Origin of the sequence: Shewanella sp. SM68, assembly GCF_025653925.1 — a bacterium.
GTDB lineage: Bacteria > Pseudomonadota > Gammaproteobacteria > Enterobacterales > Shewanellaceae > Shewanella > Shewanella oncorhynchi.
Genome location: NZ_JAKKRU010000001.1, coordinates 34,512 through 47,296 on the forward strand (window position 1 = coordinate 34,512; position 12,785 = coordinate 47,296).

A 12,785-nucleotide genomic window follows, 5' to 3' on the forward strand; every position below is an offset into this window, starting at 1 on the left:
TAACATGTGTTAGAGCTTAGATACGACGGAACAGAGCAGTCAACATTTCATCTGTGACTTTCTCTTCCCAACCCGCGCCGTAAACGTTAGCCCATAGTGGACCCATGCTCTTAGTCACGGCAACCATTTTCGCTATGGTTTCGTCTGGCAGATCTTTACAGATGTTCTTCGGCAGCGTGATGTTATGTTTCTTCATCATCAGACGGAACTCTTCAACACCTTCTGGATAGAATTCTTCTAACACGTCAAAGGCGATACAGTTGCCAATACCATGGTGGTAACCCAGGATGTAAGACAGACCATAAGAAACCGCATGACAGGCACCCACTTGGCTATACGCTATGCTCATGCCGCCCATGAAAGACGCCATCATTAGCTTGTCGTCTTTTTCTACGTGGTCGTCTAAGTACACTTGGCGACATAAATCCATGGCTTTTTCAGCGTAGGATTTAGAGAACTCGTTTAAGAAGGTACCTTGTAAAGATTCAACACAGTGGATATAGCAATCCATACCTGTATAGAACCATTGGTCCGTTTCTACGCCTTCGATTAACTCAGAATCCATGATGATTTGATCGAATACTGTGTAATCTGAGTTCAGGCCTAGCTTACGTACTGGACCACATAATACGGCGGTGCGTGACGCTTCTGCACCAGTACCAGAAATCGTTGGGATACCAATGTGGTGTACCGCTGGGTTCTTGATTAAGTCCCAACCTTGATACATAGCAGAGCCACCTGGGTTTGTCAGCATCAGCGATACTGCTTTAGCTACGTCCATGGTTGAACCGCCACCTAAACCGACGACGCTCACTGGCAGTTTGCTATTGAAAGCTTGAACTTGTTCAGTCAGGGCATCGATTTGAATTGTGCTTGGCTCTTCATCAACGTTAACCCAAATTATCATGTCTTGTGCTTTAGCTGGAATGCGGCCCTCAAGGGCTTTGCCTTGATGCACGTCATCGACTAAAAACACCACGAAGTCGTCGGCGGTTTTACGTTCAGCAGCTAACACTTCATCCAACTGGACGAATGAGCCACGGCCGAAGATCATTTTTTCAACTACTTTAAAATTCTTAAAACTCATTGCAACAAACTCCCGTAGAATTATTGGGCAAATGCTTTCTTGATGTTTTCGATACGCTCGGCGATCTGAGCATCGGTCCAAGACAACTTGATGAGCATAGAAATCGTGCGGCTCATAATGGCATCGGATTTAGGCACAGAAACTTGAGTATAGTCAGGTCTGTCGGCGATTAATGTGATTGGCAACGCAGCAGATGCCTTAAGCTCCTGAATGTGTTTCCAGTTTTTCAAATAATGCCAGTTGTTTACATACCAGTAGAAGCAGCCATCAACGCCGTTTTCAGCCAGTTTTTTGCTGATTTCTTGCGTGCGCGCTTCGGTTGGCAACATAAAGGTTAAGAAGCCAGCCGAGTCGCCTTCTGGATCTGGGATCTGGCGGAAGGTGACTTCTGGGATAGCGGCCATTGCATCTTTAATGGTCTTTTTGTTTTTACGTTGAATATCGATAATGGTATCGAGTTTACGTAACTGCGCTAATCCTAAGGCGGCATTCATTTCCGAAATACGGAAGTTCAAGCCAATGATAGGGTGTGACTCTGCACCGCGGTCTTTACCAATATGGTCATGACCATGATCTGAGAACATGTGCGCATTGTTGTAGATTTCTGTGTTGTTAGTGATCACAGCGCCACCTTCACCACAGGTGATGGTTTTGACTGAATCGAATGAGTAACAACCCACATCCCCGATAGTACCTAGGGCTTGGCCCTTGTAGCTACCACCGATGGCTTGGCAAGCATCTTCTAAAATCAGTAAGTTATGTTTTTTACAGACGGCTTTGATCTCGTCCATCTTCGCCATAGAACCGCACATGTGCACTAAGTTGATGGCTTTAGTGCGTGGGGTAATCGCGGCTTCGATACCTTCTGGAGATAAACACAATGTCTCATCGATTTCGGCAAAAATCGGAATAGCGCCTGCCATAAAAATCGCTTCAACTGAGGCTACAAAGGTAAAAGGTGGCACGATAACTTCATCGCCAGCACCAATGCCTGCAGCCATCATGGCCGTTTGCAGCGCAGCAGTACCGCTTGATAAAAGGTGAGCATGCTTCACGTTCATCTTCTCGCAAAGTAGTTGCTCCATATCGCGCGTCTTCCAGCGATCATTACGCATATGGTCGAAGTTGTAACGGAAGGTAAAACCGTTTTCCATAACGTCAGCGACTTCCTGCTTCTCTTCAGGACCAAATAATTCAAAACCGGGCATGGAAGGTATCTCCTTAGAATTTGTGGCGCATAGGTCGCCTGCAATTAACTGGCGGATTATAACTGGCGTAATAGACCCTTGCGATGTTTTATTGCTGAAAATTGTCATGGAAAAAGAAAAACCTGCACAGGGGCAGGTTTTATCTGAGCATAGATGACACTCAGCTAAGGGTTGAAAGCCTATATTCAGGCTGTTAGCGTGGATTGGCTAAACCATGTTCACGGTCAACCGTGACATCTAAATCTGTCAGTAAACCGTTATCAATGCCGTAAATCCAGCCGTGTACCGCCACTTCTTGGCCGCGATCCCAAGCTTCTTGCACTATGGTTGAACTGGTCACATTAGCAACCTGCTCAATCACGTTTAGCTCGCACAGGCGATCAAAACGTTTGGCTTCGTCCATCTGTTGTAATTCTTCTTGATAAATACGATAGATATCACGTAAATGCCCGAGCCAGTTATCGATGAGTCCTAAGCGTTGCTGACCCATGGCCGCGCGCACACCACCGCAGCCGTAGTGACCCACCACCATAATATGCTTCACCTTGAGCACATCGACGGCGTATTGCAGTACAGATAAGCAGTTAAGATCGGTATGGATCACCATGTTGGCGATATTACGGTGAACAAAGACTTCACCGGGCATAAGATCAATGATTTGGTTTGAGGGTACGCGACTATCTGAGCAGCCAATCCACAGGTATTCAGGATGTTGCTGTTTCGCTAATTGTTCAAAAAAATCAGGATTTTCTTGGCGTATACGTCCGGCCCAGCGGCGGTTATTGTCGAATAAAGGTTTGAGTAGTTTCATTTTAACCTATTGTTTTATTGACATATAAAATGTCTTCTCATGCTCTAATTCATGCAAGCAGCACATTTTTAGCAAGAGTATACCAGCAAATTTGGATCTGCTGGTCTATCCAATTAAGGTTTGAATCAGGATATTGAAAAATCGAGATTATTTTTTCTTAATAGTACTGCAAATGGATAAGCCCTCTCTGAGGGTTCAAGCACCATTTGATTTTGATAGTGTGTTTGTTGTTTATATCGCACAAATGCTGAGTGGAAACCTTGTCCGCCACAGGTTAAGGCGGACAAGGATGATGCCGTATGGGTTAGAACTTACTGATCACTTTCACGCTATCGTTGACTTCGCTGACGTCAACAAATCCGATCATATTGGGATTGGCGGCAATCAATGCGAGCATTTCAGCGCTGGAGTCGACGACTTTGGGCGGTTGACCTTGGCCTGAAAAGACAAGTTTTGACCAATAGGCTTTTAACTGACTCTCGGTTTTATTAAGGATCTGTTTAACAAAGGCATCACGTGCGGGCGTGCCTTCAGGTTGATCGAGTGCGACGACAGTGCCACCACTGGGGAAAGACTTGAGTTTGCCTAAATAGATCCGTGAAATATCCGCAGCGCTAATTTCTGACGTATTAGAAGGGTGCACCACGACGGCAATTTCGGCTTGAACACAGGCACTGCCAAGTAGAAGCGCACTGGCGACTAAGGTTTTTATCATCAACCGAGAACTTATTAATAGTTTCATGCTTAACTCCTTAAAAAACTAAGTCTATTGCCATACTCAGCAACTGTTCATCGGAGGACGGTTTGTCGTTACTGTAGTTGGTGTACTCTAGTTTCAGTGCGGCAGAAGGATGGAAATCCCAGCGGGTGCCTATGATGTAGTAGGCGCTGTCTTCCTGTTGTGCTTCAAGCGCCGCTTGTGTACCAAAAACAAGCGGTGCGAGTGCAGCTTGGTTTGCCGGTGGCAGACCATTGTAAACAGGTAACATAGCGTCATAGGCATCGTATTGGGGCTCACCTTTATCAATACCGTAGGTTAAGTGGAAGGTGAAATCGTGATAGCGGATCCCGCCGGAAACAAAGGCTGAATCTTGAATATTAAAGCTACTGGGATCGACATCAATTCGCGTGTATTCGGCCAAAATAAACCATTTTTCAGCATCATATTTAACATTCGCGCCAATGAGTAACGCGCTGTCATTAATCGGTAAAAGATCATCAACCACTTGCTGAGTAAAGAGTCCGGTTTGAGAAATTGCATTGCCTAAGCCAAGCAGTGCGGGTAATTCGTAGGAGAAATCGGTAACTATGCCAATATTTAAACCGTACTCAAACCCATAGGTTACAAAGTTAAAGTTCATTATGTGGCCCTCGGCGGAGAAGGGCGCAGGAGGTGTTGATGAACCCGTAGGCGAGTAGTCAGAAACTGAAGTGGTAATGTATTTATAGGTCAAACCTACTTCGGTATCTCCCCATAAATCGGCATAAACTAAGCCTACACCTTCACCTGAATTAAATGGCAGTGAATAAACTCCGCGGGGCGGAGTGATCCAATGATAGGCATAGCCTACATCAATATAATCGGAGTATTTATAGAGATTAAAACGTTGGCGACCTGCCATAAGCATAAGTTTGTCGCTGATGTCATAGGAGATATAAGCCCATTCGAATTCAGCGCTATAATCGTTACTGCCTCTGGATAGCACTTGTGCAGTAGCTCTTAAGCCACTACCAAGATCGGCGGTAAATTGTAAGGCAACTTTGGAATCATTATTAAAATCGAGTTCTTTATCGTAACCATAATAGCTTTTATCGTCACTTAGACTCGAGCCCGCGACAATAGAGGCAAATCCATTTATTTGAACATCGGCATAAAGAGACGGCATATAAAGTGTGCTGAATACGCAGAGGGCAACTGTACTTTTTCTCATGGCAGAATACCTTGTTGAGGGAATACAGTATAAAGGTAGTTGATAATTAGTAGATTTCACCTTTGTGCAACATTTTTTAAGCCGCTTGGAACAAAAACAAGGTCTTTACTTGTTAATAGAGGTTTCACAGGTGAGTTTAATGAAACGAGGCGTGCTCAATAACAGACTTTAATAAAGTAAAGCCTAATGTTTTTATCCATAAAATAGGAATTAAGTATGGGTGAGCAATATTGATATAAGCACATCTTAGTAACATGTGCTAAGTAGAAATACTTATCTTCAAGATGCGAGTTTTCGCACCTTGAAGCGTAGATTTAGTAATTGATTAATAATGTTTAGCCAGAAAATCGGCTAAATGTTGGTTAATAAATTCCGCTTGTTCGAGAGTTGATATGTGTCCTGCTGCAGGAATATGCACAAGTTGGCTGCCGTCAATGGCATCACTCATCAGGTAACTTTCCAATACGCTGCGGGCCTTATCTTCCACGCCAGCCATGATGAGGCAGGGCAGCGTCAATTGCTCGGCGTATTCCATGGTATCGCGACGACCAAAAATCATTCGTCCAAGTTTAACTATCGTAGGGATTTGCTCCGCTGTGATACTGGCAAGTGACTGTTCAAAGCCCGTAACCAGTTCGGGAGTGTTATTTGCGGCATCATTGGCGAAGAATAAAGGTGAAATCGCACTGATCAGCGGCGCAGGGATCGCCTTAGCGGCGGTAATCATATCCAGCATGCCATCATATTTCGCACGGGTGACTTCGGGTTCGAAGCCGATAAAACTGTTGAGCATAACGAGGGTTTTCACTTTTGTTGGTGCTTTCAGTACCAATTCTGCGCCCCACATAGCACCGACAGATTGTCCGACAACACTAAAGTGAGTTATCTCAAGAGCATCCATTAGCTCAAGCATTTGATCGGCAATATCGAGTAGCGTTTTGCAGTTATTGGGCAGTAAATCTGACTGACCATGGCCCCAAAGTTCAGGCACTATGCAGCGATACTGGGCGCTTAAGGTGGCAATTTGAGGCGCCCACATAGCGCTATCCCATAAATAACTGTGCCCAAACAACAATACAGGGCCTGAGCCGACATCAAGGTAACTTAATTTTCGATCGGCAATAACAAGCTGCTGACGGTGTGAAGAAAAATCCATAAAACCTACTTTATCAAATATATCATTGTGTTAAACCGCATTTTGGCGCCCATTTTGACGATATAGCGCTAGGCTTAACCTGTCTTGACTGACCTTGGCGAGTATTTCGTGATTAGGGCTGAGCGATACGCAGCACGTATTCATCTATTAGACTGTCTAATCGGGCGAGTACTGCATCTTTTAGCAACATATCACTGTTTTCTAACAGGATTGCCAGTTCGGCGCGATCGAATTGTGGCAACAATAACTGCGCTACAGGGAAATAGCTGATGTGCCAAGGCTCAGGACTTACCGCACTTTGTCCCTGCTGAAACGGGAAGTAAAAGCCAAAATCATGGGCATTTTCTACCAGCCAAGCATGCAATTTAGCGCAGGGACCACCATGAACATATTCAGCTTCAACAAGGCGCAGGGCTTTAACATCAATTTGAGCCGCATCGAACACATCGAGATCGGTACCCCAATGGTGGCGTGAAGCGCCGGGCAACGCCGACCAGAGCAAAATCAAGTCAACTATGGCATCGTCACTTAAGCCCTGAATATTGACCGGTAACTCATTGGCATCCAATACCGCGCGTTTACCGCTAGCCTTGGCATTCCAAATTGCCAGTTGCCGTTCAAAGGGACGATGAGCCGAGCAAATCGCGAGTTTTATGCCCGCATCTTCAGCTTTTGCCGCCATAGACTTAAAGGCGATAGCTGTGTTCTCCTCTAACCCAAAGCAATGATAACCAAGGTGATACGGGCTTAAATAATCCACCAATTCAGGGGAGCTTAAGCCGTAAAGCTTTGCGGTTTCGGGGCGGATCTTAAGATGTGCTAACACAGTAATTGTTCCAAAATGACTTCATAACACAGAGCTAACTGCTCAAGGTCATCCACTTTAACGCATTCATTCACTTTATGAATGGTGGCGTTGACAGGGCCAAGCTCTAACACTTTGGCGCCCGTTGGCGCGATAAAGCGACCGTCTGATGTGCCGCCTGTGGTTTGCGGATCGGTTTCATAACCTGTGACTTGGCGGATCGCGATACGGGTAGCATCTAATAGCGGACCATCACCGGTTAAAAATGGTAGGCCATTGAAAATCCAGCTGATATCGTAATCTAGCTCATAGGCTTTCAATAGAGTTTCAACTCGCTCAATCAAGATTTCGGCGGTCACTTCGGTGGAGTAACGGAAGTTAAACATCACTTCCAGTGCGCCAGGGATCACATTTGATGCACCTGTGCCGCCATTAATATTGGCGATTTGGAAGCTGGTGGGCGGAAAGAACTCATTGCCATTATCCCAGTGCATTTGACTTAGCTCGGCCAAGAAAGGCGCGGCTTTGTGGATTGGATTATCGGCAAGGTGTGGATAGGCCACGTGGCCTTGAATGCCTTTCACGGTTAAGTTGCCAGTTAAGCTGCCGCGGCGACCATTTTTGACCACATCGCCCAGCTTTAGGGTCGATGAAGGCTCGCCGACTAATGCCCAGGTGATCTTCTCATTGCGCGCTTCTAAGGTATCAATGACTCGCGTCGTGCCGTTGATGAACGGACCTTCTTCATCACTGGTGATCAAAAAGGCGATAGAGCCACGATGATCGGGATGTTTAGCCACAAACCGCTCGGTGGCAATGATCATAGCCGCCAGTGAGCCTTTCATGTCCGCTGCGCCGCGGCCATATAAGTAGCCATCAATGATGGTGGGCACAAAAGGTGGCGTGTGCCAGCGGCTCACATCGCCCGTTGGTACAACGTCTGTGTGACCCGCAAAACAAAAAACGGGGCCTTCATTACCACGGCGAGCCCACATATTGGTGGTGTCTTCAAATACCATAGGTTCGATATTAAAACCGATGGCGCTGAGTCTTTCAGCCATTAAGGTTTGGCAGCCTTCATCAAGCGGTGTTACTGAAGGGCGGGCGATCAGCGCTTTTGTTAGTTCTGTAACGGGATAATTGTCTGCTGGCATCATACTGAGAATACTCTTTTATAGGCGGCTTCATCAAAGCCAATCAGCACTTGTTCACCGACGACCAAGACGGGGCGTTTGATCAGTGTCGGTTGCGTCAGCATAAGTTGAATGGCTTTGGCTTGATCGATATTGGTTTTATCTGCGTCACTGAGCGCACGAAAGCTCGTGCTGCGCTTATTGAATACGGTTTCCCAGCCTGAGGTGTTACACCAGAATTCGAGGTCTTCTTGACGTAGGCCGTCATCTCTAAAATCATGGAAATGAACTGGAAGTTGATGATTTTCAATCCATTTACGTGCTTTACGCACTGTATCGCAATTCTTAATACCGTAGAGGGTCAAAATGATGCTCCAGTGTGGATGGACGCTTGGCTTGCAAGCATTGATTTTACTGGCATTGTGGCATTGTGCGTCGCATGTCACAAGTGGGATGTGTTGCCGATATCTGGTGATTAATAAAACGTTAATTTTCTAGAGATAATAATCGCTGGTGACTTGCTTTGGTTTAACTTTTTAACACTTGTTTAACTTAAGTGCCTTGTATATATTGTTTTTCCATTAAAATCAGTTTGATTTAAGCATTGAGGTCAATGCGCTTTTAAAGGATTAAGATGCACAGCGATGTTTCATTGCAGCGATTTAAGCAATTTCCGCGCTTGATGTGGATATTTTTGTTTGGGTCTTTTATCACCCGTGGCAGTTATTACATGGTGTGGCCATTCTTAGCCGTTATTTTATATGAGAAATTTGCGCTAAGTGCCACTGAGGTCGGCATGGTCTTGTCCAGCGCCGCGATTATTTCGGTATTTACGAGCTTTGTTGGTAGCTCATTGTCCGACAGAATCGGTCGTCATAAGCTGATGTACCTGACGGGCATCCTCTATATCATCTCGTTTTCGTTATTGGCTGAAGCCAATTCTGTCGAGGGGTATGTGGTCGTGATGACTCTGTGCTCTATGGCCACTTCACTGTGGCGACCGCTGACATCCGCCGCTATTGGCGACATTATTGCCGATCCTAAGACACGCGAATTGGCGATGCAGTCGCTGTATTTTATCGTCAACGTTGGCTGCGCCGTTGGCCCTATGCTGGGGGTATGGCTTGGTCTTACGGGCAAGCAATCCAGTTTCTACCTTACTGCAGTGGCCTTTGCCGTGTTGTTGGCCTTGTTATATTGGGGATTTAACCATCAAACCCGTCAGGAACTTGCTATGGCGCCTGGCGCCTCATCGAGTGACAATTTAAGTGGCGATACGAGTGGCAGTGAAAGTGACTTTGTAAATGACATGACAAGTGATGGTGTTAATCGTGGTGTGAATGGCTTATCGGCTGATGCAGAGGCGAGCACGAAAAAAGCGGCAGTCGTCGTGAGCCGTAAGCAAATTATCGCCATTCTATTGCAAGATAAATTGCTGCAATGTTTAATTTTTGCCAATATTTTGTGTATGTTCATTTATGCCCAAATGGACAGTTCGTTGATCCAATATCTTACTCGCGCAGGTGCGCCTGATTTGCTGACGTTAATTTCTGGCATGATTTTCACCAATGCTATGGTGATTATCTCCACCCAATTTTTGCTATTGAAACTCATGGCCCGTTTTCCGCTCGTCAAACGGATTCAAATTGGATTGCTATTACTGATCGGCTCACAAATCTGGCTGGCATTTAATCCGCTGGATCTATTTTGGGGCTGGATAGGTGCGATTGTGGTGATGAGCGTCGCCGAGACTATTTTGTTCCCCACTATGAATGTGCATATCGACCGCTTAGCCCCAGATCATCTTCGCGGCGCCTACTTTGGGGCTGCTTCATTCTATGACTTAGGATTTGCGCTCGCACCCCTTGGAGGTGGCATCATATTGGATCATTTTGGCGGTCAGTGGTTGTTTTTGACAGGCGCTTTACTCTCGGTATTGGTGATTTATCTGTACAGTATTTTAGATAAATTGCCGCGCCCCGATTTTGCCATGTTTAAAGCAGATTAATGTACTAGAGTCATGTAGCCGTTATTCACAGGGAACGTGATGCTTAGCGTGAGAATGGTCGAAATAGATTCTCTCAAGGCTGTGTATCGGTGCAGCTTGGCGAATTCAAATACCGTGTATAGGCTTGGTTTTCAAAAACTTAAAAGGCTGGCTCATGATGGTGAGTCAGCCTTTTATTATTCAGAAAACAATCGATAAATGATTTATTCGAAATGGTTAAATTAGAGCTGTACCGTAAAGATCACGTCTTTGCCTGCAGTGACGCTGCCTTGGGCTTTGTCGAGGTATTTGACATCTTCCATGTTCGCCAAAACGACAGGAGTGAGTAGGCTGTCGACTTGATCTTTTAGATAATCAATATCGAATGACAGAATCGGATCGCCGACTTTCACTTCTTGACCTTCCTGGGCTAAACGTTTAAACCCTTTACCTCTCAGCTCGACTGTACCTACACCAAAGTGAACAAATAGCTCTAAACCTTGGGGAGACTCAATACTGAATGCATGATTTGTCTCAAAAATTTTACCTATGGTGCCGTCGATAGGCGCCAGAATTAATTCGCCTTTGGGAGCGATAGCGATGCCATCACCGACAATCTTTTCAGCAAAAACCACGTCGGGGACTTTTTCAATGGCGACGATATCCCCGGAAACGGGGGCATATACCATGATACCGCCAGCTAACTGAGTCTGGCCCGATACCAAGCGCCTTATTCGGCTTAAAAATCCCATAATCTAGAGCCTCTTTTGCTTGTTTTTGTCATTGTTTTTGTTCTGTAACGCAGCATAACGAATAAATGTCTCTATTTATAGCTTGTTATACACTGTTGTAAGCTTGCAATTCTATCTTGTTGTAATGCCGTGTGCGCTAATGCAGAAAATTGTGTGATGCTGCCTTGGCAAATGGCCGCTTTCACTTCTAAGAGTGAGCTTAAGTTAACGCTGAGTTCGTCCAACCCCATGCCGATTAACAGCGGTGCAATTTGTGGTGAACTGGCCAGTTCGCCGCAGAGCGACACTTTTACATTGGCCGCTTTTGCTTGGACTATTGTCATGTTAATTAACGCTAAAATGGCCGGCGAAAGGGACGGATAGTCACGGGTAAGCTGCGGGTTTGTCCTATCGGCTGCCATTGCATATTGGGTTAAATCATTGGTGCCAATGCTGACAAAATCGAGTCGTGGCAGCATAGCGTTGAGGTTAAATACCGCAGCAGGGGTTTCGACAACGATACCGTAGCTAAGTTCGCCATAGCCTTTTTCTTCTTCTTCCAAGGCATCTTGGCACTGGGCAATGAGTGCAAAAACCTCGTCCAATTCTTCGACTTGATTGACCATAGGGAACATCAAACGGATCGGGCCATGGTTAGCGGCACGCAAAATTGCCCTCAATTGGGTTTTAAATAATTCTGGGTGCGCCAAGGTGTAGCGAATGCCGCGAAGACCCAAGGCAGGATTATCTTCAATTTCTTGGCATAAACAGGGGAGTTCTTTGTCTGCACCTATATCTAAGGTGCGGATGGTAAAGGTTTTACCGCCTAGGGCGTGCAATGCATCGCAATATAAGCTGTATTGGGCTTTTTCATCGGGCAGGGTGGCGACGTTCATCAACATAAATTCGGTGCGAAACAAACCTATTCCATCGGCGCCGACATCGCTGACATGAGTGATGTCGTTGAGATTACCCACGTTTGCCATGAGTCCCACAGTATGACCGTCTTGGGTTTGCGCTGGGACATCCTTGTAAGTTTGAAGTGCTGCGCGCCTTGCTTGTTCATGGTGAAAGGTGACTGTGAGTCTTGCCTGTTGGTCTGGATTGGGATTGACACAAAGTTCACCCGCGAGTGCATCGAGCACTAAGGGCGTGCCGTTGGGAATAGAGTCTGCGTCGAACTGACAACTTAACATGGCTGGAATGCCGGCTGCTCTGGCTAAAATGGCCGTATGGCTCGTTAAACCGCCCGTTTTCAGTACAATACCGCAAAGGTTTTCCCGCGGCAGTAAGGCAAATTCGGCGGGGGTCAAATCCTGCGCTAATAAGATAGTGGGTCTATCGAGTTTTTCGAGTCCTTGAGCTAAATGGCCGTTTATCGCCGCGACGACTCTTTGGCCTAAACAGCGCACATCTTGGGCTCTATTGGCTAAATAGGGATCATCTAAGGATTGTAACTCATTGGCCTGATGGGCAAAAATACGTTCAACCGCCACACTTGCCGACAATTGTAAGGTGCGAATGGCATCGTTCACTTGCTCGATTAATTCATCGTCTTCTAATAACAATAAGTCGGCTTCGATCAACTGATAATTTTCGGAGTCACTATCGAGTGCAGCTTGACTGTGGGTCAGTTGTGCCTGTAGTTCTTGCAAGGCTTTGGCAAATTTACCCTGTTGTTGAGGGATTTTAGACAGGGGAATAGGGCGATAATCGAGGTGATGTTCGGTGTGGAGCAGGTGAAGTGCCTGTCCAAAGGCAATTCCCGATGACACTATAATCCCCGTTATTGACATATCCCTTCCTAAATTAACCACTGAACTGAGTGTCCGTTAGCGATAGCGAGTCTAGTTGAGTGACGCTAAGCTTGTAAAGTGTTTGTATGTAAAGCATTAGCATGCCAAGACGGTCAAGATGAGTTTTTTTGCGTGTCGGT

12 protein-coding genes are annotated in these 12,785 nt (G+C 45.9%); 1 reads left to right on the top strand and 11 read right to left on the bottom strand.

Features of this window, described 5'->3' with window-relative positions; translation table 11 throughout:
• Positions 1–16: 16 nt before the first annotated feature.
• The 9 genes from kdnB to L5M40_RS00225 all read right to left on the bottom strand — a co-directional run bounded on the left by kdnB (position 17) and on the right by L5M40_RS00225 (position 8,496).
• Complete coding sequence (kdnB, locus tag L5M40_RS00185) at positions 17–1,087, bottom strand: 3-deoxy-alpha-D-manno-octulosonate 8-oxidase KdnB (RefSeq protein ID WP_028760066.1); 1,071 nt, start codon at positions 1,085–1,087, stop codon at positions 17–19.
• Positions 1,088–1,107: 20 nt separating this feature from the next.
• Entirely contained in the window at positions 1,108–2,295 is a 1,188-nt protein-coding gene (gene kdnA, locus L5M40_RS00190) for an 8-amino-3,8-dideoxy-alpha-D-manno-octulosonate transaminase KdnA (protein ID WP_028760065.1), read from the bottom strand.
• A 193-nt stretch (positions 2,296–2,488) separates the two neighbouring features.
• On the bottom strand, positions 2,489–3,106 hold the full coding sequence (gene can / locus L5M40_RS00195) for a carbonate dehydratase (RefSeq protein ID WP_028760064.1): 618 nt from the start codon (positions 3,104–3,106) through the stop codon (positions 2,489–2,491).
• Positions 3,107–3,410: 304 nt separating this feature from the next.
• Complete coding sequence (locus L5M40_RS00200; protein ID WP_028760063.1) at positions 3,411–3,848, bottom strand: phosphate ABC transporter substrate-binding protein; 438 nt, start codon at positions 3,846–3,848, stop codon at positions 3,411–3,413.
• Positions 3,849–3,858: 10 nt separating this feature from the next.
• A complete protein-coding gene (locus L5M40_RS00205; protein ID WP_263171394.1) occupies positions 3,859–5,037 on the bottom strand; it encodes a porin in 1,179 nt (392 codons plus the stop codon).
• A gap of 325 nt (positions 5,038–5,362) precedes the next feature.
• Complete coding sequence (locus tag L5M40_RS00210) at positions 5,363–6,193, bottom strand: alpha/beta fold hydrolase (protein WP_263175433.1); 831 nt, start codon at positions 6,191–6,193, stop codon at positions 5,363–5,365.
• 112 nt (positions 6,194–6,305) lie between these two features.
• Complete coding sequence (locus tag L5M40_RS00215) at positions 6,306–7,019, bottom strand: M15 family metallopeptidase (protein ID WP_263175435.1); 714 nt, start codon at positions 7,017–7,019, stop codon at positions 6,306–6,308.
• Positions 7,013–8,152 carry a succinyl-diaminopimelate desuccinylase gene (dapE, locus tag L5M40_RS00220; protein WP_263175494.1) on the bottom strand — a complete coding sequence of 380 codons (1,140 nt, stop codon included), beginning with the start codon at positions 8,150–8,152 and terminating at the stop codon, positions 7,013–7,015. Before dapE ends, L5M40_RS00215 begins: the two co-directional genes overlap by 7 nt.
• Positions 8,152–8,496, bottom strand: a complete 345-nt coding sequence (locus tag L5M40_RS00225; RefSeq protein ID WP_028760058.1) for an ArsC family reductase — start codon at positions 8,494–8,496, stop codon at positions 8,152–8,154. The genes dapE and L5M40_RS00225 overlap by 1 nt, the downstream gene beginning before the upstream one ends.
• 269 nt (positions 8,497–8,765) lie before the next feature.
• On the opposite strand from L5M40_RS00225, the gene L5M40_RS00230 reads away from it, so the two are divergent.
• Entirely contained in the window at positions 8,766–10,139 is a 1,374-nt protein-coding gene (locus tag L5M40_RS00230) for an MFS transporter (protein ID WP_263175438.1), read from the top strand.
• Between the two features lie 221 nt (positions 10,140–10,360).
• On the opposite strand, the gene crr is transcribed toward L5M40_RS00230, so the two are convergent.
• The gene (crr, locus tag L5M40_RS00235) at positions 10,361–10,870 is read right to left on the bottom strand and encodes a PTS glucose transporter subunit IIA (protein ID WP_006081821.1); all 510 of its coding nucleotides are present in this window, start codon (positions 10,868–10,870) and stop codon (positions 10,361–10,363) included.
• A gap of 71 nt (positions 10,871–10,941) precedes the next feature.
• Entirely contained in the window at positions 10,942–12,645 is a 1,704-nt protein-coding gene (gene ptsP / locus L5M40_RS00240) for a phosphoenolpyruvate--protein phosphotransferase (protein ID WP_263145805.1), read from the bottom strand.
• Positions 12,646–12,785: the final 140 nt, after the last annotated feature.